The following is a 21,376-nucleotide window of genomic DNA, read 5'->3' on the forward strand; positions in this document are numbered from 1 at the left end:
GGGTTTTGTTGGGGGGGGGTGGGGGGGGGGCTTTCCCCCCCCCGCCCCAACCACAACGCCGTTTGGCCCCCGGCCGTCGGGGGGCAGGACAGGTGAGTATGTAGCGCGGCCGTCGCGCCTCGCTGGCGGCCCTTACGACTCGATCCTCACATATTCGAAATCGCCGGGCTTGTTGTCGATGCCGACTTTCGGCGGTGAGATCCAGGAGGCGAACTGGCCGGTCTCGGTGACGGGCTGCATCAGCGAGGTGATGAAGTCGCCGTCCGCGGTCGAGGGCAGCCATTCGTCCTTGCGCTTCGCCCAGGTGGCATCGTCGATCAAAATGCCGTCGGGCGTCGCGTGGATGCCCTTGAACTCGCCGATATGGCGGTGGAAGGCGACGTTGGGCAGCTTGAGCTGAAACTGGTAGCCCGCGGTCGAGATCACCTTGTTCCAGCGCAGCATGCCCTTGACGCAATCCTGGCTGTAATCGTCGCGCAGGCGCATGTTGAGCGCGGTCAGCGCCGGCTCGTCGACGAGCTTGATCTCGCCGTCGATGAACTTCAGCACCGGATAGGTGGCGTTCTTGAGCTGATGATCGTCGTCGATCTGGGTCTCGTGATAGCGGCCCTTGATGCCGGTGTTGAAGGCGTTCGCCGCGTTGGTCGAGACTTCCGAGCCAAACAGATCGAGCGACAGCGTATAGTGCAGGTTCAGCTTCTTCTGAATGGTCGGCAGGTCGATCACGCCGAGCGCGCGGACCTTCGCGATGTCGGTGGGATCGGTGATGCCGGCTTCGCGCATCGCATCGCAGGTGCGCTGCACGACGCGGGTGATGCCGGTCTCGCCGACGAACATGTGGTGCGCTTCTTCCGTCAGCATGAAGCGGCAGGTGCGCGACAGGGGATCGAAGCCGGACTGCGCAAGCGAGTGCAGCTGCATCTTGCCGTCGCGGTCGGTGAAGTAGGTGAACATGAAGAAGGACAGCCAGTCCGGCGTCGCCTCGTTGAAGGCGCCCAGCATGCGCGGCGAGTCGGCGTCGCCCGAGCGGCGGCGCAACAAATCGTCGGCCTCTTCACGTCCGTCGCGACCAAAGTACTTTTGCAGCAGGTACACCATCGCCCAGAGGTGACGGCCTTCCTCGACATTGACCTGGAACAGATTGCGCATGTCGTACAGCGAGGGCGCGGTCTTGCCGAGATGGCGCTGCTGCTCGACGGAGGCGGGCTCGGTGTCGCCCTGGATCACGATCAGACGGCGCAGCATGGCGCGATACTCGCCCGGGACTTCCTGCCAGGCCGGCTCGCCAAAATGCTCGCCGAACGGCACGACGCGGTTCTCTTCCTGGGGAGCAAGGAGAATGCCCCAGCGATACTCGGGCATCCGCACATAGTCGAACTTGGCCCAGCCGCGCGGATCGACCGAATAGGCGGTGCGCAAGTACACCAGCGATTCCTGGAAGCCTTCCGGCCCCATGTCTTTCCACCAGTCCATGTAGCCGGGATGCCAGCCTTCCAGCGCCTTGAGCACCTGGCGGTCTTCGGCCAAATTGACGTTGTTCGGAATCTTGGTCGAGTAGTCGACGTTCATGATGTTCACGTTCATGGCCGTGCTCCTTGGATTTCTTTCGTCATGCCCGGCCTTGTGCCGGGCACCCACGTTCTTGCTTGCTCAGCCAAGGACGTGGATGGCCGGGACATTCTGTACGAAGACGCGCTTCGCGCTTTTGCCCGGCCATGACGCAGCAAATGTCGTCACACCCGCGTCATATCGAATTTCGGCTTCTGGCCGCTGCCGTAGCGGCGCAGCGCGCCTTCCTCGCCGACCGCGTTCGGGCGCTGGAAGATCCAGTTCTGCCACGCGGTGAGGCGCGAGAAGATTTTCGATTCCATCGTCTCGGGGCCGACGAAGCGCAGGTTGGCTTCCATGCCGGTGAGGCTGTCGGGCGAGAAGCTGGCGCGTTCCTCCAGAAACACGCGGACCTCGTCGTCCCAGTCGATGTCGTCGAGTGCGAATGTGACGAGACCGAGCTCTTCGGCCTGCTCGGCGTCCAGCGCGGTGCCCATCGTGGCTTCCGCGCGTTCCACATCGGACGGATCGGCCTGGAAGCGCGACTGAAGCCGCGTCAGGCCATGGCTCATCGGATACGGGCCAAAATTCATCGCTGACAGTTCGATCGACGGCGGCGGGCGGTTGTCGCCCTGGCGCGTGCCGATCAGCATGTAGGAGCGGTCGGCGGCGAAGACGAGCTCGGCGAGCGTGCCGGCGAAGCAGGAGCCGGGCTCGACCAGCGTCACCAGCGTGCGCGAGGTGACGTCGATGCGCTTCAAGACGCGCTTCCAGTAGTGCCTGATTTCGTTGACCAGCCAGTGCGCCTTGTTGGCTTCGAGGAAGGCGTCGCAGGCGAGCACATGGGCGCGGTCGCCGTGGCTCTTGAACACCAGCATGGCGGTCTCGAGTTCGTTGATGCGCAGATGCAGGATGGCGTCGTCGAGTTCGCGCGCGACCTGGAGCGGCCAGAACGCGACACCCTGCGCCATCATCCCGTCGATATCGGCGGGCGGCGCGGCTTCAGGCGCCTTGATCGAGATCGTGGCGATGCGGGCGGCGCGGTCGACGTCGACGGTGACAAAGCCGTAGCGGATGCTCGTCTCATCGATGATGCGCTTGAGCGGCGTCAGCGCGATGCCCTTGCCGCTGCCCTTGCGCTTCGAGGCCTGGGCGAATTCCCTGGCGCGCTCGGCAACCTTGCCTTCGAGCTTGCTGTTCGGCGCGATCTCGTCGACCAGGCGCCATTGCACGGCGCGCTTGCCCTTCACGCCTTCTTCGATGGTGCAGAAGAAATCGGCGTGATCGCGGCGCACCTTGCGCTTGTCGACCACACGCGTGAGGCCGCCGGTGCCCGGCAGCACCGCGAGCAGCGGCACTTCGGGCAAGGCGACGGCGGACGCGCCGTCATCGGCAAGCATGATGTAGTCGGTGGCGAGCGCGAGCTCATAGCCGCCGCCGGCGGCCGAGCCGTTCACGACGGTGATAAAGCGCTGGCCGGAATTCTCCGACGAGTCTTCCATGCCGTTGCGGGTCTCGTTGGTGAACTTGCAGAAATTGACCTTGTGGGCATGCGTCGAGCCGGCGAGCATGCGGATGTTGGCGCCGGCGCAGAACACGCGGTTCTTGGCCGAGCGCATCACCACGACCTTCACCTCGGGGTGCTCGAAGCGCAGGCGCTGGACCGCGTCGGCAAGCTCGATGTCGACGCCGAGATCGTAGGAATTGAGCTTGAGCAGATAGCCCTCGAACAGGCCGCCATTCTCGTCGACGTCCATGGTCAGGGTGGCGACGTCACCGTCAACCGCGAGCTTCCAGTGCCGGTAGCGGGACGGCTCGGTCTGGAAATCGATGAATGTCGCGCCGCCTGCGAGGCGCCGATTTTCCTCGGCCATGGGCCACCCTTGAGTTCGTCTTGGTTTACCGTTAGATGCACAATAATGCATATTGTTGCGCGCGTCTAGACCTTAACGGCCCATACATGCATTTTGTTGCATGTCCTCTCCTAGGGCCGCTGCTGCAAATTGCTCGATCGCGTGAAGCGTCGCTCCCGGAGCTTCGCGATGCGGAGAATGCGCCGCGCCCGACATGACTTTCAAATCGACCGGGCAATAGCATTCTTGCTGCGCGATCTCGGCCTGACGCAGCGTCCCGTATTGGTCGTCCACGCCTTGAAGGATCAGGACCGGAACGCGAATATAGGCGAGATATTCCGAGATATCCCAGTCGCGGAATTTCGGATCGAGCCAGGCGGCGTTCCAGCCGTAGAAGGCGTTGTCGACGTCCGTGTGCCAGCGCGCGAGCTTTGCCTTCAGGTCGGTGGTCTCAAATGCCGTCTTGATGTCCGCAATCGACTTCACCGAGATGTCCTCGACGATGAAATGCGGCGCGATCAGTACGAGGCCGTTCAGGCGATGATCCTGATGCGCGCCGGCATAGATCGTCGCGATCGACGCGCCGTCGGAATGGCCGAGCAGCAGGCCACGCCTGAAGCCGATCGCGTCGAGGATCTTCGGCAGCACGTCGAGTGCCTCGCGCTGCATGTAGTCGAGCGGCCGCGGCAGCGCGACCTTGCTCGACTGGCCGTAGCCCGCGCGCGAATAGACGAAGATGCCGGCGGAGGTCGCCTCTCGCAGCTTCTCGGGGAAGTCACCCCAGAGCCCGACCGAGCCGAGGCCTTCATGCAGCATGACGATGGTCGGTGCATCGGCGGATTGCGGCGCCAGCCATTTGTATTCGAGGCTGGCGTCGCCGATGCTGAGGAAGCCGGTGGGGGCGAGGTTGGTCATGCTCTGTCGCTCTTCTCTCTCCGTCGTCAAGCCCGGCCATGACGACCTGTTGTCAATTCGCCCCGTCCCGCAGCTTGAACCGCTGGATCTTCCCCGTCGCCGTCTTCGGCAAGGAATCCACCACGTCGATCCAGCGCGGATATTTCCACGGGCCGATCTTCTGCTTGACGTGATCCTTGAGCATCTCCTGCAGGCCCGCCGTCGTCGCGCCGGGGCGCAGCACGACGAAGGCCTTCGGCTTCAGCAGACCTTCCGGATCGGCTTCGGGCACGACGGCAGCTTCCAGCACGGCGGGATGCGTGATCAGCGCGCTCTCGACCTCGAAGGGCGAGACCCAGATGCCAGAGACCTTGAACATGTCGTCGGCGCGGCCGCAGAAGGTATAGCGGCCCTCGGAATCCCTGACATATTTGTCGCCGGTGCGGGTCCACGGCCCCTCGAACGTGCGGCGGCTCTTGTGGCGCTGGTTCCAGTACCCCTCGCCGGCGGAGGGCGCATCGACCAGGAGCTCGCCGACCTCGCCGTCGGCGACATCCTGTCCGGCCTCGTTGACAAGCCGCACCGCATAGCCGGGCACCGGTTTGCCGGAGGAGCCGTATTTGATGTCGCCGGGCGCGTTCGACAGGAAGATGTGCAACAGCTCGGTCGAGCCGACGCCGTCGAGAATATCGACGCCGAAGCGCGCCCTCCAGCTGTTGCCGACGGACTCCGGGAGCGCCTCGCCGGCCGAGGTGCAGATGCGAAGCGACTTGCCGCCGCGCTCGCTCTTCATCGCTTCGTCGTTGAGCATCGCCGCGAACAGGGTCGGCACGCCGTAGAAGATCGAGGGATTGTAGCGGTTCATCAGGTCGAACATGCGTGCGGGCGTCGGCCGTTCGCTGTTGAGCACCACGCTGGCGCCGACCGACATCGGAAAGGTCAACGCATTGCCGAGGCCATATGCGAAGAACAGCTTTGCCGCGGAAAGACAAACGTCGTTCTCGCGAATGCCGAGCACCTGCTTCGCATAAGTGTCCGCGGTCGCCTGCATGTTCGAATGGATGTGCCGCACGCCCTTGGGCATGCCGGTCGAACCTGAGGAATACAGCCAGAATGCCGGCTCGTCGGAATGGGTGGCGGCGGTGGTGAACTGATCGCTCTCGTCCGCAATCTCCTCGGCGAGCTGCTTGTGGCCGTTCTGTTTGGCGCCGGAGACCACGACATGCTCCAGATCCGGCATGCGGCCGACGACGTCCTTGATGACGGGATAGAGCGCTTCCGAGACGAACAGCACGCGCGCGCGGCAATCGGCGAGGATGTAGGCGTATTGATCTGATGTCAGCAGCGTGTTGAGCGGCACCGGCACGATGCCGGCGCGGATCGCGCCCAGAAACACGATCGGGAAGTCGACCGTATCCAGCATGATCATGGCCACGCGCTCTTCGCGGCGGACCCCGAGCCGGCGCAGCATGTTGGCGGCGCGCCGCGTTTCGCGCTGGAGCTCGCCATAGGTGAGCCGTGAGACGGTGTCATCGAAGGCGAGCTTGTTGCCGCGTCCCTCCTCGACGTTCCGGTCGAGCAGCCAGGTCACCGCGTTATAGGATCCCTCGCTCACGGACTTCTCCCCTGAATTTAGAATTATAATTCATAGAAAGACACCGCCTCGGCTTGCTGTCAATGCCAGCAGGCACTATGTTTCATTAATACGCGCCGCAGGACCTCTTTAAAAGAAGACATCCGCTCAAGCAGGCCCATGATCCGCAGTCCATGACCGACAGTCCCGACGCCGAATCCCGATTTCTCGAACAGCTCGGCCAGCGCGTGCGCACCATGCGCGCGCTGCGCGGCATGTCGCGCAAGGTGCTCGCTAAGGTATCAGGAATATCGGAGCGCTACATCGCGCAACTCGAAAGCGGCAAGGGCAACGTCTCCATCGTGCTGCTGCGCCGCGTCTCCGACGCGATGGGCGCGCATCTCGAAGACCTGCTTCCCTCGGCCGATCCGACCCCGGACTGGCAGATGTTTCGCGATCTCCTGCGCAAGGCGACGCCGGCGCAGGTCGCACAAGCAAAAGATCTGCTCGCAGGCGGCAGCGCCTCCGCGCCGCGGCGCGCGCCGTTCTGCGGCATCGCGCTAATCGGCTTGCGCGGCGCCGGCAAATCGACGCTTGGGCGGATGCTGGCGAAGAAGGTCGGCTGGAGCTTTGTCGAGCTCAACAAGGAGATCGAGCAGCAGAACGGGCTGTCGGTCGCCGAGATCATCGCGCTCTACGGCCAGGAAGGCTTTCGCCGCATGGAGCAGGCGGCGCTGCAGCAGCTGCTCGCGCGCCACGAGCTGATGGTGCTGGCGACCGGCGGCGGCATCGTCTCCGAACCTCTGACCTTCGACCAGATCCTGTCGTCGTTCTACACGATCTGGCTGAAGGCCGAGCCCGAGGAGCACATGGCCCGCGTCCGCCGCCAAGGCGATTTGCGCCCGATGGCCGACGACCGCTCCGCGATGGCGGAGCTGCGCAACATCCTCTTGAGCCGCGAGCCGCTGTATGCGCGCGCGACGGCGGTGGTGGACACGGCGGGACTGTCCGTCGATGCCGCCGCGGCGCGCCTGGTTGATGCGGTGCGGCCGGTGCTGCAGAACGAAGCGCGCAGCTTCGGGCTGCGCAGCGTGGCGCTGTAGGTCCGAACTCCCATGACCGAGAGCGACGTCGCAATCGCCATGTTCGAGCGGATCGGCGGCAGCGCCACGATCGATCGACTGGTCGATCGCTTCTACGACCGGATGGATACGCTGCCGGAGGCGAAGATCATCCGCGCGATGCATGCGGACGACCTCGGCCTGATCAGGGATGTGCTGAAGCGCTATCTCACCGAATGGACCGGCGGCCCGAAACTCTATTCGGTCGAGAAGGGCCACCCGCGGCTGCGCCAGCGCCACATCGGCTTTGCCATCGGCGATGCCGAGCGCGACGCGTGGATGCTCTGCATGCGCGGTGCGCTGGAGGAGACGGTTGTGGACGCCGCAGCGCGGCAGGACCTCGACAAGGCGTTGTCCGGCCTCGCCGACTGGATGCGCAACCGCTAGTGATTTTTGCACGGGCGCGTAGCCCGGATGAGCGAAGCGACATCCGGGTCTTCACGATGACTTTCCCGGGTATCGCTTCGCTCACCCGGGCTACAAGAGTTGCGACCGCACCGCCTCCGCGCCCTCACGCAACAGCGGCAAAAATCGCTCGATCAATTCCTGCGCCGGCACGCGATCGACGTGCGCGCCCATGTTAATGGCGGCGACGATCACGCCGTCGTAGCGGCGGACGGGGACCGAGATCGAGCGGAAATGCGGCTCGGCCTCGCGGTCCACCAGCGAATAGCCCTGCGCGCGATCGGCGACGGTGCGCGCGAGCAGCACCTTGGGATCGGTTACCGTCTGCGGCGTCAGCGCTTCGCGCTTCGTCGCCGTCAGGCGCGCAGCAAGCTCGGCATCGTCGAGTTGACCGAGCATGGCGCGGCCGACCGAAGTGCAGAAGGCCGGAAGCCGGTAGCCGATTTCCAATCCGCCCGAGAACATCCGCGCCGGACTGCTGCGCGCGATGAACACGACCTCATCGCCGTCGAGCACCGCGAGCGAGGAGATTTCGTTGGCCGCTGTCGCGAGGCGGTCGAGCACCGGTTGCAGGACCGTGACGAGTTGGCTCGACCGCAGATACGACGCGGCGAGTGTCAGCACATGTGGCGTCAGCGAGAACAGCTTCCCGTCGCCACTGACGAAGCCGCCGCGCTGGAGCGTGAACAGCATGCGCCGCGCGGTGGCGCGGGGAAGCTCAGCGGCACGGGCGAGATCGCTCAGCGTCATCGGGCCGGCCGTGATGCCGAAGCATTGCAGCAGGCGCAGCCCGCGATCGAGGCTCTCGACGAAATCCGTCGCACGTTCGTCGCTCTCGCGTCGCTTCAGCTTGGGCATGGTGTCGGGTCATTCGTGCAAAATAGTGCTTGCTGCCGCGTCAAGGCATGCCATAATTCGCCCATTCGTTCAATAGGCGAACAAACGCCACTCCATAAAGGATGCACTCGCCATGATGAGCCAGGAGCAGAACGACCTGATCACCCGCACCGGTGCGAAGGACCCCTGCGGGAAGCTGATGCGATGCTACTGGCAGCCGGCGGTGCTGGTGGACGAGCTCGACGGCGATCGACCGATCCGTCCCGTCAGATTGCTCGGTGAAAACCTGGTGTTGTTCCGCGACGAGACCGGGCGCTACGGTCTGATCGATCGCCACTGCGCACATCGCGGCGCCGATCTCGCCTTCGGACGGCTCGAGCATGGCGGCCTGCGCTGCGCCTTTCATGGCTGGCTGTTCGACGCCACCGGGCAGTGCATCGAGACGCCGGCGGAGCCGAAGGACTCGAAGCTCTGCCAGAACATCCGTCAGCGCTCTTACCCTGTGGTGGAGAAGAGCGGCATCCTCTGGGCTTATCTCGGCGAGGGCGAGCCGCCGGCATTTCCCGAGCTCGACTGCTTCGTCGCGCCCGGCACGCACACCTTCGCGTTCAAAGGCCATATGGCCTGCAACTGGCTCCAGGCGCTCGAAGTCGGCATCGACCCCGCGCACGCCTCCTATCTGCATCGCTTCTTCGAGGACGAGGACACCTCGACGGCCTACGGCAAGCAGTTCCGGGGCGCATCGGCAGGCAGCGATCTGCCGATGACGAAGATTTTGCGCGAATACGATCGCCCGATCATCAATGTCGAGCACACCGAATACGGCCTGCGGCTGATCGCACTGCGCGAGATCGACGAGGAGCGCACCCATGTGCGCGTCACCAACCAGCTCTTTCCGCACGGCTTCGTCATCCCCATGAGCACGGAGATGACGATCACACAGTGGCACGTGCCGGTCGACGACGAGAACTGCTACTGGTACGCGATCTTCACCAGTTATTCGAACCCCGTGGACAAGCAGAAGATGCGCGACCAGCGGCTCGAGCTCTATGAGCTGCCGGACTACAAATCTCGCAAGAACAGGACCAACGATTACGGCTTCGACCCGCACGAGCAGCAGACGGCGACCTATACCGGCATGGGCACCGACATCAACGTCCACGACCAGTGGGCGGTGGAGTCTATGGGCGCAATCCAGGACCGCACCCGGGAGCACCTCGGCACGAGCGACAAGGCGATCGTGCAATACCGTCGGCTGCTGCGGCAGGAGATCGAGAAGGTCGCAGGCGGCGAGAAGCCGATGCTGCATCTCGACGAGGCCACCGCACGATCGATCCAGGGCCCGGCGACCATGGACGGCATCGGGCCGACCCGAGGCTGGGAGATCTACTGGATGGAAGTCGACGTCAAGCGCCGCCGCAGCGCGCCGTGGACGGCGCCGGTGCCGAAGGAGATTGCGGACAACGTGCATCGCCTGACGGCGGCGGAGTGATAATGCAGTTCGCCGCTAGCGAGGCGAGACGGCGGCTCCACATTCTCCGCTGTCATGCTCCGCGAAAGCGGGGCATCCAGTACGTCGCGGCCTCTCGTGAACACACGGACGTCTCTGGAATACTGGATCGTCCGCCTTCGCGGACGATGACAGTGTCCGCTATACTCTCGCCGAGCAAGAAGGAACTGCCAAAGTGACTTTCGTCGCGCGTCATGCGCTGTGGTCGGATGAGCAGAAGGACGCCGCATTGCGCGTGCGGCGCATCGTCGACGAGAAGAATCTCGAGGTCATCCGCCTCGCCTTCCCGGACCAGCACGGCATTTTGCGCGGCAAGACCATCGTCGCCTCCGAGGCGATCGCCTCGCTGGAGAGCGGCTGCTCCATCACCACCACCATGCTCGCCAAGGACACCTCGCACCGCACGGTGTTTCCGGTGTTCACGTCAGGCGGCGGCTTCGGCATGAAGGAGATGGAGGGCGCGGCCGACGTGCTGATGGTCGCCGATCCCACGACGTTTCGCGTTTTGCCATGGGCGCCAACCACGGGCTGGGTTCTCTGCGACCTCTATTTCAACGACGGCCGTCCCGTGCCGTTCGCGACGCGCGGGCTCTATCGCAAGGTGCTCGACGAGCTCGCAAGTCGCGGCCATGATTTCGTGGCGGGCCTCGAGGTCGAATTCCACATCTTCAAGCTCGACGATCCGCATATGCGCCCGGAGGATGCCGGCCAGCCCGGCACACCGCCTTCGGTGAGCCTGCTCAGCCACGGCTATCAATACCTCACCGAGCAGCGCTTCGACCAGATGGAGCCGGTGCTGGAGATCTTGCGGCGTGACATCGTCGCGCTCGGTCTGCCCTTGCGCTCGGTCGAGGTGGAGTTCGGGCCGAGCCAGTGCGAATTCACCTTCGCCCCGAAGAAGGGCATTGAGCCCGCGGACAACATGGTGCTGTTTCGCTCTGCCGTGAAGCAGATCGCGCACCGCCACGGCTATCACGCCACGTTCATGTGCCGGCCGAAGCTGCCGAACCTGTTCGCGAGCGGCTGGCATCTGCACCAATCGGTGGTCTCGCGCGCGAGCGGCGAGAACCAGTTCATGGCCAAAGACGGCGGCGAGCCGCTCAGCGCGTTCGCCCGCGCCTGGCTTGCGGGCCTGCTCGACCACGCCCGCGCGTCGACCGTGTTCACCACCCCGACCATCAATGGCTACAAGCGCTACCGCTCCTATTCGCTGGCGCCGGACCGCGCGATCTGGGGCCGCGACAATCGCGGCGTGATGATCCGCGTGCTCGGCGACGCCGGCGACGCCGCCACGCGCCTGGAAAACCGCATCGGCGAGCCCGCCGCCAATCCCTATCTCTACATGGCCTCGCAGATCCTCTCCGGCCTCGACGGGGTTGACCGCAAGCTCGATCCCGGCCCGTCTGCCGACACGCCTTACGAAACCAAGGCGCCGCTGTTGCCGAAATCGCTGCGCGACGCGGTCAGCGCGCTGAAGGACGATCCGTTCTTCCGCGAAAAGCTCGGGCCTGAGTTCGTCGATTATTACACCCACATCAAGAATGCCGAGATCGACCGCTTCCTGTCCGAGGTGACCGACTGGGAGCACCGCGAATATTTCGAGGTGTTTTGAGCCAGACACGCCCTCACCTCCCCGTGAGGCGACTTCGTCCGCTCAGTTCCGACGACATTTCACCGCTCCCGACGAACCATTTTCCAAGGCCCACGAAAACCGCCGGAAAGACGGGCGATGTAGATTTGCTCCGTGATCAACAAAGGAGTTCGGTCATGTGGGGTCATCTGTTCAGTTTGATCTATCGCCTGTCCTGCCGCGCCACTCTGATTGAGATCGGGGCGGGTCGCTCGTCGCGATAGAGGCCCAGCGGATTTAGGTAAGAGCGATTGACTAGCGAACGGAGGGTGTCATGCGAAAGCTGATCCTGATCGCGGCAATGTCGCTGCTGGCAAGCCAGGCCTATGCCGGCGGACCACGGAGCCTTAGCCTTGCGGCGACAAATGCGAGCCAGCAGACCGCCGAGCCGGGAACGACAGCAGCCACGCCGCCACAAGCTCCGGCGGCAGCACCCACGAATGTCCAGACGGCGACCACGGCCGCAGCTTCAACGTCTCCGGCAGCGACTGCGACGACAACCGCGATCGCTCCGGCCGCAACTCAGTCCAGTGCCGCGCCGATTGCCAGCACAAGAGAAACGACCAAGCCGAAACGTCGCCAGCCATCCACCGAGGCCCGCGTGATTCGCGAACTGCATCGGCACGGGATTTACTGGTGATTGCCAATGTCGTCCTGGCGAAAGCCAGGACCCATTACCCCAGGGAAAAGTTGTCGCACGCGGCTGCTAACCGCCAATCTTCGCCAAACTGAATTCGGTGGCTATGGGTCCTGGCTTTCGCCAGGACGATAACGTATGAGCGGCGCCCAGCATCGCGCCCTCACCCTCAAATCCCTAGATATTTGTGCTGCAGATCCGGCTCAGCCAACAGCTCGTCCGAGGTGCCGCTCCATACCGTCTTGCCGCGCTCGATGATGGTGTGGCGGTCGCAGATGCGGGCGAGGTGGTCGACGTTCTTGTCGACGACCAGGATCGACTGTCCCCGGCTCTTGAGCAGCGACAGGCAGCTCCAGATCTCTTCGCGGATCAGAGGCGCCAGGCCTTCGGTCGCTTCATCCAGGATGAGCAGCTTCGGGTTGGTCATCAGCGCGCGGCCGATGGCGAGCATCTGCTGCTCGCCGCCGGAGAGCTGGTTGCCCATATTGGAAGCGCGCTCGGCCAGGCGAGGAAACATCACGTAGATCGCCGCCAGCGTCCAGGGATTGCTGCTGCCGAAACGATCGGCCGCTGCCGCGACAAGGTTTTCGCGCACGGTGAGGTTCGGGAAGATCTGCCGCCCCTCGGGGACGAGGCCGACACCGAGTTGCGCGATCCTGTAGGACGGCTGCGTCCGCACTTCCGAGCCCGCAAAGCGGATGCTGCCGGCGCGCGCCGGCGTCAGGCCCATGATGGATCGGATGGTCGTGGTTTTGCCCATGCCGTTGCGACCCATCAGCGAGACCATCTCGCCTGATTTGACCGACAGGGACAAGCCGAACAGCACCTGGGACAGGCCGTAGCAGGTCTCGATGCCGTCGACCTCGAGCAGCGTGTCATCCATGGTGCGTCACCACATGGGCCTCGCCGAGATAGGCGCGCTTGACGTCCTCGTTCGCCCGAATCGCGGCCGGATCGCCGGAGGCGATGACGCGGCCATAGACCAGCACGGAGATGCGGTCGGCGAGCGCAAACACCGCCGGCATGTCGTGTTCGACCAGGACGATCGAGACCTCCTTGCGCAGCTCCTGGAGCAGCTGCACCATGCGCTGGGATTCGGTGACGCCGAGTCCCGCCATCGGCTCGTCGAGCAGCAAAAGTTTCGGCTTGCTTGCCAGCGCAACCGCCAGCTCGATCTGGCGACGCTCGCCATGGCTGAGCCTGGACACCAGGACATCGGCACGATGGACGAGACCGACGCGATCGAGCGCGGCATGCGCGGCATCGCGCAGGCCCTTCTCCTTGCGTGCATCGGCGAAGAAGCGGAACGAGGTGCCGGCATGCGCTTGCGCCGCGAGCGCGACATTGTCGGCGGCGGTGAAATCGAGCAGCAGCGAGGTGATCTGGAAAGAACGTGCCAGGCCCAGCGCGCAGCGGCGATAGGCCGGCAGATAGGTGATGTCGCGCCCCGCCAGCGAGACGCTGCCGGAATGCGGCTCCAGATGCCCTGTGAGCTGGCTGATCAGCGTGGTCTTGCCGGCGCCGTTCGGGCCGATGATGGCGTGCAGCTCGCCTGCCGCAACGTCGAGCGAGACGTTGTCCGTCGCAATGATGCCGCCGAAGCGGCGCACCAGCCTGTCGACGCGGAGCAGCGGCTCAGCCACGATTGAGCCTCCCGAGCAGGCCCATGATGCCGCCGCGGCCGAACAGCACGATCAGCAGCAGCAGCGGACCCATGATCAGCGCCCAGTATTCGGTGAGCTGCGACAAGAACTCTTCCAGCAACAAATACACCACCGCGCCGATGACCGGACCGAACAGCGTGCCCATGCCCCCGAGGATCACCATCACCATGAGGTCGCCGGAACGGGTCCAGTACATCGCGGCCGGGCTGACGAAATCGGTGTTGTTGGCGAGCAGCGCGCCGGCGAGGCCGCACATCATGCCCGAGATGACGAAGCAGACCAGCTGGTAGCGTTTCGAGGGAAAGCCGATCGCCTGCATGCGCTGCTCGTTGGAGCGCAGGCCCTGCAGGACGAGGCCAAAGCGCGAATTGACGATGCGCCAGATCAGGAAGACCACGCCGAACAGGCAGGCGAGGCAGAGATAATAGAATTGCGTGCGGTTCGACAGATTAATCAGCCCGGAGAAGTCGCTGCGCTTGTAGACGGTGAGGCCGTCATCGCCGCCATAACGCGCCAGCCCCGAGGCGACGTAATAGGCCATCTGCGCGAACGCCAGCGTGATCATGATGAAATAGACGCCGCGGGTGCGCAAAGACAGCGCGCCGATCACCAACGCATAAAGCGCGGAGGCCGCAAGCGCGACCGGAAACTGGATGAAGCCCGAGCCCACGCCTTCCTGCGCCAGCATGCCGACCGCATAGCCGCCGATGCCGAGATAGGCGGCGTGGCCAAAACTCATCATGCCGCCAAAACCCATGATGAGGTTGAGGCTCGCGGCCGCCAGGGCCAGGATGACGATGCGGGTGAGCAGCGTCAGGATGAAGATGTTGCCGGATGCTTGCGAATAGAGCGGCAGCAGCACGAGACCCGTCAGCAGCAGGACCGTGACGACCTTGCTCACAGTGAAAGCCTTCATCGGCGGTTGGCCGGAAACAGCCCCTCCGGACGCACCACCAGCACGATAGCCATCAGCAGATAGATCAGCATGGAGGACAGCGCGGGCGCGGCGGTGGAGGCCGCGGCGCCGCTCAGCACCTGCCGCAGCAGATTGGGCAGGAAGGCGCGGCCGAGGGTGTCGATCATGCCGACGAAGATCGCGGCCAGGAACGCGCCGCGGATCGAACCGATACCGCCGATCACGATGATGACGAAGGCGAGGATCAGAATGTTCTCGCCCATGCCGATCTGCACGGTGAGGATCGGCGCCTGCATCAAGCCGGCAAGGCCCGCGAGCGCGGCACCGAGACCGAACACCAGGGTGTAGAGCAGCTTGATGTTAATGCCGAGCGCACCGATCATCTCGCGATTGGAGGCGCCGGCCCGGATCAGCATGCCGATGCGGGTGCGCATCACGCCGAGATAGAGCAGCAGCGCAACCAGCAGCGCCACGACGATGATGGCGAGGCGATAAGCGGGATAGTGAATGCCCGGCAGGATCGGCACCGGCACGGTGAGCCAGGCCGGCAGCGGCAGCGCAAGGCCGGCCGGCCCCCAGATCAGCCGCACGGCCTCGTTGAAGAACAGGATCAGGCCGAAGGTCGCGAGCACGTGGTCAAGATGGTCTCGTCCGTAGAGATGCCGCAGCGCGGTCATCTCGAGCACGATGCCGAGCACGAGCGTCGCGCCGAGCGCCAATAGCGCACCGAGCAGGAAGCTGCCGGTCCAGGCTGCGAAGGTCGCGGCGAAATAGGCGCCCATCATGTACAGCGAGCCGTGCGCGAGGTTGACGAGATCCATGATCCCGAACACCAGCGTCAGGCCGGCGGCGAGCAGGAACAGCAGCAGGCCAAATTGCAATCCGTTCAAGAACTGTTCGACGACGAGCAGCATCAAAACTCTTTCAGGCGCACGCAGGTTCGCGCCGATGTTCGAACACGGTCGCCATCAGTGAAAGAGCTCCCCCTGCCTGGACAAGGCGGAAAAATGGGTAATGGCAGTATCGTTCCGAGGCAAGAGCGATTCGACACCCAACATGCACTTTGTTGCATGCCGATGCATCCGATCGGTCCTGGCCCTGCAATCGGTCTTGCAAGAAGACTGCCGCGCAGGATGGGTCAACCTGCCGCACCCAAACGGATCACCCTCCCTCCGTTGCGGGAGAGAGGGTGTGAATTCGTCGCAACGTGTGGATGGAGACGCCTAGTGCGACGTCATCTGCCGGCGAAGGTCATCCGGCTCGGCAAGCACGCTGTTGGCCGTCGAGGCCTCCAGCGCCGCCATCCGGAACAGATAGGCGAGCGTCGCCAATCCGGTGTCTTCCGCCATCTGCGCGAGTTCGAGCGCCATGTCGGACATGTAGCCCAGATTTTCGTCCTTGATCTGCGCCATGATCTGGCTGTCCCGCATCATGTTCGACATCTCAGGCGCTCTTTCGTTGCGCGGCAGCGAGGCCGCAGAGGTTGGCAAGGGCGATGCAATTGATACGCGGACCGTCCTGTTGGACGATGGAAGGCACGCCGATGCGATCATGCAGGGCATCGAGCGTCTCGCGGAGAATGTCGATCGTCGCCGCCATGGTCCATGCGTTCTCCACCAGTGCCGGCAGACCGAGCGGGGTCACGACGAAGCCGGCCTCATGAAAGCGCGGCAACCACCAGGTTTCCATGATCGTGCTGACCTGCGCGATCCCCTGACCGAGGCAGAACTCCTGCACGGCCGCCATCAATTGCAGGTTGAGCGCGCCGTCGCGGCGATCGCGCACGACGAAGTAGCGCGACCATTCCCAGACCAGAGGATCCACCGGGTAGCCGCGCACCGCTGCCAGATGGGGAAAGACCTCGCTCATCATCGAAGGCTTGGTGGTCGGGTAGAGCCGGTGACCGCCGATGACGCGGCGTCCCTCCAGCGCAAGCAGATAAACGGTGTCCTCGTCGTCATAGGAATCGATTTCGCGGCAATCCGGCCTGCGCAGCGTCTCCCAGCGCCGCTCTTCGACGAAGATGTCGTGCCGCAGCCGAAAATGCTGATCGAGTACATCTTCGTAAAGGTGGCGATTTACTGCAGAAATGGCGTGAATCATGAAAACCCCCATTCATCCTCAATGGAGGGCACCCTCTGCGAAAAGAGGATGGTTCGGTATTGGGAAATTTCCCAGTACGTCGCTTAGGGATTGATGATCTTGTTGCGAATCGCCAGTGCTACCGCATGCGTACGGTTGACGGCTCCGAGCTTGCGCCCGGCGGTTGCAAGATGCTCTTCGGCGGTGCGCTGCGTGATGTGCAGGATCTCGCCGATTTCCCAGGCCGATTTGCCCTGCGAGGCCCAGGCGATCACCTCGCGCTCGCGCGGGGTGAGGCGTGCCGAGGGATACGGCGCTGGATCGAGCAGACGGCGAATGTGGTCGAAGCCATACATCGCCATCAGGTGCAGTGCCGGCTTGCTGCGGGGATTGAGGTCGAGATGGACGCCCCCGAGCGACACCGCGGCCTCGTAGCCGGTGAGTCCGTGGATCGGCACAATGAAGCCGCGCGTCATGCGAAAATCGGTGGCGCGGTTCATCACCTCGGCCGCGTTCGGCTCGAGCTCCGCATCATAGGGTGCTTCCGACCATTCGAACGGGTTGACTGACTGGCGGCACAACCGCACCACCGGGTCGAAACGGTCGTAGTTATTTTCGGTGTAGAGACCAAACCAGCCCGCGGGCCAGCGCTTGGCGAGCACCATCTGTGCAAACTGTTGGTCGGGATTGGGCAACCCCGTCACGATGATGGTTTCAAAACCGAAGCGACCAAAGGCCGATTCGAGCGCATTCATGGCGTCGGGCACCTTGCGATAGGCCCCAAGCCCCTCGATGAAGTCGAGCGCTTCCCGGCCATAATCCACGGCGGACATCGGTGCGTTTCCTGACCCTCGCTGTGCGATATAGCACGTCTTGGGGCACTGCCTCAATTCACGGATTCCGTAGTTTCCCGGTATCCCATTGACCCCGAAGGCTTAATCTACTTGTGGAAGAAGGGACGTCAAGATACACCTACAATGTCTGAAGCGGGGAAACCACGATGGAAGACGAGGACATCGCCCTCAACAGCGTGCTCGGCCTGGAACTCAACCGCGTATTTTTCGCCGTCCGCGAAACGGCAAACAAGCAGAAGATCATCGAGTTCGCACGCGGGGTGCTGCAAAGCGAGCGCAGCAAGCCGGCAGAGAGCGCCACGCCGGACGGACCGGCGAGCTAGCACGCAATTGCTGTGAGCGCACGAACGGTCCGTTCGGCGCCATGCCTTCCTCTGATCTGAACCGAACAACCGAACGCGAATGTTTCCTTCCTTCTCCCCTTGTGGGAGAAGTGGCATAGGCGGCCTTCGGCCGCCGTTCTTAAAACAAAACGCCGACGCTTCGCATCGGCTATGGCGCCGGATGAGGGGTTGTTTCCACGCGTTCAAATGCGCGAGGCTCGTGCGGGGAGAGAACCCCTCACCCGCCTCGCGCTATCGCGGCGATCCGCCCTCTCCCACAAGGGAAGAGGGAAAGGCAGCGCCGACCACGATTACCTTCGGATGCCCAGGACATGATGACGCTGCGCCAGGTTGAAGTGATCCGTGCCGTGATGGTGACGGGCACGATCGGCGGCGCGGCGAAGCTGCTGAACGTTTCGGCGCCGGGCATCAGCCGCCTGGTGAAATATACCGAGCGCTCGCTCGGCATCCGCTTCTTCCAGCGCCAGAACGGCCGCTATTTCCCGACGTTGGAAGCCGAGAACATCTTCGAGCAGATCAACGGCGTCTACAAGAAGGTCGACGACCTCTCCGAGATCATCTCCAAGATCGGGCGCGGCGGATTGTCGGAATTGCGCATCGGCTCGGTGCCGAGCATTTCGCAAGTCATGGTGCCGCGCGCGATCGAGCGGGTCCGGCGGCGCTATCCGGATTTGGGCATCGACATCAACATCCTCAAGCTCGAGGAAGCCATCGATTATCTCATGCTCGGCCGCGGCGAGTGCGTGGCGATGAGCTACCGCCTGGAGCATTCCGGGCTCGACTTCATGCCGCTCGCCTCGGGCGAGCTCTATTGCATCGTGCCGCCGGGCCACGAGCTCGCCGGCCGCAAGCAGGTCTCCGCCGCCGAGATCACGCGCTATCCGCTGATCGGCATCGATCCCAACGATCCCTACGGGCGGATCATGGCCGAGATCTTCGCGCGCCACCGCCTCGAGTACAACATCACCATCCGCGCCCGCTTCGGCACCACGGTCTGCGCGCTGGTGAAGGCGGGGCTCGGCATCGCCATCATCGACCAGTTCACGGTGGCCCATGGGGGCTATCCCGGCATCGAGCTGATCAAGATCACCGAGCCGACGCGATTCGACACCTATATCGCGGTGAAGCGCGGCGCGCCGCTGTCGCTTCATGTCGAGTATTTCATCGAGTCCCTGCGCGCGGAGATGCGCGCGGTTGAGCCGTCGCGGGGCAAAGGCAGGGCCGCGCCGCCACGGGCGCGGAAGAGATAACATTATGTTAGGTTTGCAGCACAAAAGGGTAATTGTGTTAGACCGAGGAAAGGCTATCGTTCCTGGGGGAAGCCCCTTGGAATTGGGCGGATCTCCCCGCTAAAGGCCGGGATCAAACGCTCCCAACGAGACGATAGCGAACCATGTCAAAGCGCGGACCCGCCGCACCCAAAAAGCTCCTGACCGGCCTGATCGGCGCACCCATCGCGCATTCTGCCTCCCCTGCCATGCATGAGCGCGCCGCGGAGGGGCTTGGGCTGCGCGGCCATTACCAGCTCATCGAGGTCGCCGGCGCCGACGCGGGCGGGCTCCGCATGATGCTCGAGGGCGTGCGGCGGCTCGGCTTTGCCGGCGTCAACGTCACTTTTCCCTACAAGGAGGCGGTGGTCCCGCTGCTCGATGAACTGGCACCGGGTGCCGCCGCCATGGGGGCGGTCAACACCGTCGTCGTCAGGAACGGCCGGCTGATCGGCCACAACACCGACACGACGGGCTTTGCGCGCGCCGTCGCGCCGCTGCTGGCGGCCTCTGGAAACGCAGTCGCCGTGATCGGCACCGGCGGCGTCGGCAAGGCGATCGCGTTTGCCCTGGCGAGCCTTGACGTGACCGACATCCGTATCTTCGACAGCGAGCCGGCACGCGCCGAAAAACTCGCCGCGCTGCTCGACAAGCAGGGTGGCGCCAGGGTCGCCGCAAGCGTCGAGGCCGCGCTCGACGGCGCAACGGGCCTCGTCAACGGCACGCCGGTCGGCATGCTGCCGAACCGGGAAACGCCGGTCGCGCCGACGCTGCTACGTCAAAACCTGTGGGTCGCCGACGCCGTCTATTCGCCGCTGATCACGCCGCTGCTGGCGGCTGCCCAAGCCAAGGGCGCGCGGATCATGACCGGACGGGAGCTTGCGATCTACCAGGCCGCCGACGCTTTCGAACTGTTCACTGGCCTTGCCCCATCCACCGAGATCATGGGAGAGGCATTCGACGAGGTGATGGCGGCACGAAGCTCGGCCTGTCACGCAGCGTAACCGAAACGGCCGGACACAAGGCCGCGGACACCATCACGAAACAGGAGGAGAAACCATGAAATCGACTTTGCTGGCGGGCGCCCTGCTTGCCTTCGCGACTGCAACCAGCGTGCACGCCCAGGCGATCAAGCTCGCCGACGTCGCCGAGCTTTCCGGGGGCGGCGCCACCGTCGGCACCAACTGGAAGAACGGCATCGACCTCGCGATCGAGGAGATCAACGCCAAGGGCGGCGTGCTCGGCCGCAAGCTCGAAGTCACTCATGCGGATTCGCAATCCAACCCGGGCGTCGCGCGCGCGCAGGTGCAGAAGGCGCTCGACGCCGAGCCCTATGTGCTGCTCGGACCCGGCTATTCCGGCTCGGTGAAGGTGACCGCGCCGCTGGCGGCCGAAGCCGGCATCGCGCAGATCATGGGTGGCGAAGCCGCCGAGCTGACGCAAGGCGGAAACAAATTCCTGTTCCGCACCTCGTTCGGCCAGCAATCCTCGATGCCGAAGGTCGCCAAATACATTCACGACGACATGAAGGCGAAGTCGGTCGCCGTGGTCTGGGTCAACAATGACTTTGGCCGCGGCGGCCGCGATGTCGTCGTCAAGGAGCTCGACCGTCTCGGCTCCAAGGTCGTCGCCGATCTCTCCACCGAGGCGGGCCAGGCCGATTTCGCCGCCGACGTCGGCAAGATCAAGGCCGCCAATCCCGACGCCGTATTCGTCTATTTGAACGAGGAAGAGAGCGCACGCATCCTCAAGGAGCTGAAGCGCCAGGGCGTCACCGCACCGCTGATGGGCGAGACCACGCTGATCGGCCAGAAGGTGATCGAGCTTGCGGGCGATGCCGCCAACGGCGCGCGCGGCCATGTCGGTCTCACCACCGACGCGCCGGTCGACCTGATCAAGGCGTTTCGCGACAAGTTCGCGAAGAAGTACAATTACGTGCCCGACCATAACGGGCTGAAAGGCTATCTCGCGGTCTACATGGTGAAGGCCACCACCGACAAGATGGGCAAGGTCGATTCCAAGGCGTTCGCCGACACCCTGCATGGCCTGACCATCAAGGCCGCCGACGAGCCGGGCATATTGATGGACGTCACCTTCAGCGAGACCGGCGACATCGACCGCCAGAGCTTTCTGGTCGAGGTGGTCGAAGGCAAGCAGGTCGTGAAACAGGTGATGCCGAAGGTGAAGTGAGGTCTTGCCCTTCTGCCTCGCCCCGCCCTTCGCGGGGAGAGGGAGAAGGA

At 64.0% G+C, this 21,376-nt stretch carries 20 protein-coding genes and 1 pseudogene; 9 read left to right on the forward strand and 12 right to left on the reverse strand.

Annotation, left to right across the window (positions count from 1 at the left end):
* Positions 1-132: 132 nt before the first annotated feature.
* The 4 genes from boxB to AC0L23_RS07500 all read right to left on the reverse strand — a co-directional run bounded on the left by boxB (position 133) and on the right by AC0L23_RS07500 (position 5,910).
* Positions 133-1,584 (reverse strand): benzoyl-CoA 2,3-epoxidase subunit BoxB, encoded by a 1,452-nt coding sequence (gene boxB / locus AC0L23_RS07485; protein ID WP_085349674.1) that lies wholly within the window; start codon positions 1,582-1,584, stop codon positions 133-135.
* A gap of 149 nt (positions 1,585-1,733) precedes the next feature.
* Positions 1,734-3,422: a 2,3-epoxybenzoyl-CoA dihydrolase gene (gene boxC / locus AC0L23_RS07490; RefSeq protein WP_085349673.1), complete on the reverse strand. Its 1,689-nt coding sequence runs from the start codon at positions 3,420-3,422 to the stop codon at positions 1,734-1,736.
* A 72-nt stretch (positions 3,423-3,494) separates the two neighbouring features.
* Positions 3,495-4,316 carry an alpha/beta fold hydrolase gene (locus AC0L23_RS07495; RefSeq protein WP_085349672.1) on the reverse strand — a complete coding sequence of 274 codons (822 nt, stop codon included), beginning with the start codon at positions 4,314-4,316 and terminating at the stop codon, positions 3,495-3,497.
* Positions 4,317-4,368: 52 nt separating this feature from the next.
* Positions 4,369-5,910 (reverse strand): benzoate-CoA ligase family protein, encoded by a 1,542-nt coding sequence (locus AC0L23_RS07500; RefSeq protein ID WP_085349671.1) that lies wholly within the window; start codon positions 5,908-5,910, stop codon positions 4,369-4,371.
* Positions 5,911-6,050: 140 nt separating this feature from the next.
* On the opposite strand from AC0L23_RS07500, the pseudogene AC0L23_RS07505 reads away from it, so the two are divergent.
* Positions 6,051-6,971, forward strand: a pseudogene (locus AC0L23_RS07505) (helix-turn-helix transcriptional regulator); the annotation flags it as partial.
* 12 nt (positions 6,972-6,983) lie between these two features.
* Positions 6,984-7,376, forward strand: a complete 393-nt coding sequence (locus tag AC0L23_RS07510; RefSeq protein WP_018456047.1) for a group II truncated hemoglobin — start codon at positions 6,984-6,986, stop codon at positions 7,374-7,376.
* Between the two features lie 90 nt (positions 7,377-7,466).
* On the opposite strand, the gene AC0L23_RS07515 is transcribed toward AC0L23_RS07510, so the two are convergent.
* Entirely contained in the window at positions 7,467-8,252 is a 786-nt protein-coding gene (locus AC0L23_RS07515; protein WP_085357722.1) for an IclR family transcriptional regulator domain-containing protein, read from the reverse strand.
* A gap of 112 nt (positions 8,253-8,364) precedes the next feature.
* On the opposite strand from AC0L23_RS07515, the gene AC0L23_RS07520 reads away from it, so the two are divergent.
* The 3 genes from AC0L23_RS07520 to AC0L23_RS07530 all read left to right on the forward strand — a co-directional run bounded on the left by AC0L23_RS07520 (position 8,365) and on the right by AC0L23_RS07530 (position 12,011).
* Positions 8,365-9,723 (forward strand): aromatic ring-hydroxylating dioxygenase subunit alpha, encoded by a 1,359-nt coding sequence (locus AC0L23_RS07520; RefSeq protein ID WP_085357720.1) that lies wholly within the window; start codon positions 8,365-8,367, stop codon positions 9,721-9,723.
* A gap of 193 nt (positions 9,724-9,916) precedes the next feature.
* Entirely contained in the window at positions 9,917-11,353 is a 1,437-nt protein-coding gene (locus tag AC0L23_RS07525; protein WP_026233074.1) for a glutamine synthetase family protein, read from the forward strand.
* A gap of 292 nt (positions 11,354-11,645) precedes the next feature.
* The gene (locus AC0L23_RS07530; RefSeq protein WP_085349666.1) at positions 11,646-12,011 is read left to right on the forward strand and encodes a hypothetical protein; all 366 of its coding nucleotides are present in this window, start codon (positions 11,646-11,648) and stop codon (positions 12,009-12,011) included.
* Positions 12,012-12,177: 166 nt separating this feature from the next.
* Here AC0L23_RS07530 and AC0L23_RS07535 read toward each other — a convergent pair whose 3' ends face one another.
* The 7 genes from AC0L23_RS07535 to AC0L23_RS07565 all read right to left on the reverse strand — a co-directional run bounded on the left by AC0L23_RS07535 (position 12,178) and on the right by AC0L23_RS07565 (position 17,503).
* Entirely contained in the window at positions 12,178-12,891 is a 714-nt protein-coding gene (locus AC0L23_RS07535) for an ABC transporter ATP-binding protein (RefSeq protein ID WP_018456043.1), read from the reverse strand.
* A complete protein-coding gene (locus AC0L23_RS07540) occupies positions 12,884-13,651 on the reverse strand; it encodes an ABC transporter ATP-binding protein (RefSeq protein WP_018456042.1) in 768 nt (255 codons plus the stop codon). Before AC0L23_RS07540 ends, AC0L23_RS07535 begins: the two co-directional genes overlap by 8 nt.
* Entirely contained in the window at positions 13,644-14,588 is a 945-nt protein-coding gene (locus tag AC0L23_RS07545) for a branched-chain amino acid ABC transporter permease (RefSeq protein ID WP_018456041.1), read from the reverse strand. Before AC0L23_RS07545 ends, AC0L23_RS07540 begins: the two co-directional genes overlap by 8 nt.
* The gene (locus AC0L23_RS07550) at positions 14,585-15,502 is read right to left on the reverse strand and encodes a branched-chain amino acid ABC transporter permease (RefSeq protein ID WP_007615745.1); all 918 of its coding nucleotides are present in this window, start codon (positions 15,500-15,502) and stop codon (positions 14,585-14,587) included. Before AC0L23_RS07550 ends, AC0L23_RS07545 begins: the two co-directional genes overlap by 4 nt.
* A 309-nt stretch (positions 15,503-15,811) precedes the next feature.
* Positions 15,812-16,030 carry a hypothetical protein gene (locus AC0L23_RS07555; RefSeq protein ID WP_026233073.1) on the reverse strand — a complete coding sequence of 73 codons (219 nt, stop codon included), beginning with the start codon at positions 16,028-16,030 and terminating at the stop codon, positions 15,812-15,814.
* 1 nt (position 16,031) lies between these two features.
* The gene (locus tag AC0L23_RS07560) at positions 16,032-16,691 is read right to left on the reverse strand and encodes an acyl-homoserine-lactone synthase (RefSeq protein ID WP_085384954.1); all 660 of its coding nucleotides are present in this window, start codon (positions 16,689-16,691) and stop codon (positions 16,032-16,034) included.
* Positions 16,692-16,774: 83 nt separating this feature from the next.
* On the reverse strand, positions 16,775-17,503 hold the full coding sequence (locus tag AC0L23_RS07565) for a helix-turn-helix transcriptional regulator (protein WP_018456037.1): 729 nt from the start codon (positions 17,501-17,503) through the stop codon (positions 16,775-16,777).
* A gap of 167 nt (positions 17,504-17,670) precedes the next feature.
* Between AC0L23_RS07565 and AC0L23_RS07570 the strand changes: the two genes are divergently transcribed.
* The 4 genes from AC0L23_RS07570 (at position 17,671) to AC0L23_RS07585 (ending at position 21,326) form a co-directional block, all read left to right on the forward strand.
* Complete coding sequence (locus AC0L23_RS07570) at positions 17,671-17,847, forward strand: hypothetical protein (protein ID WP_018456036.1); 177 nt, start codon at positions 17,671-17,673, stop codon at positions 17,845-17,847.
* A gap of 332 nt (positions 17,848-18,179) precedes the next feature.
* Complete coding sequence (locus AC0L23_RS07575) at positions 18,180-19,118, forward strand: LysR family transcriptional regulator (RefSeq protein WP_085357716.1); 939 nt, start codon at positions 18,180-18,182, stop codon at positions 19,116-19,118.
* Between the two features lie 143 nt (positions 19,119-19,261).
* Entirely contained in the window at positions 19,262-20,140 is an 879-nt protein-coding gene (locus AC0L23_RS07580) for a shikimate dehydrogenase (protein WP_085357714.1), read from the forward strand.
* A 55-nt stretch (positions 20,141-20,195) separates the two neighbouring features.
* Positions 20,196-21,326, forward strand: coding sequence for an ABC transporter substrate-binding protein (locus AC0L23_RS07585; protein ID WP_085357712.1), 1,131 nt, complete (start codon positions 20,196-20,198; stop codon positions 21,324-21,326).
* Positions 21,327-21,376: the final 50 nt, after the last annotated feature.

This window comes from Bradyrhizobium sp. MI1.4, assembly GCF_055811315.1.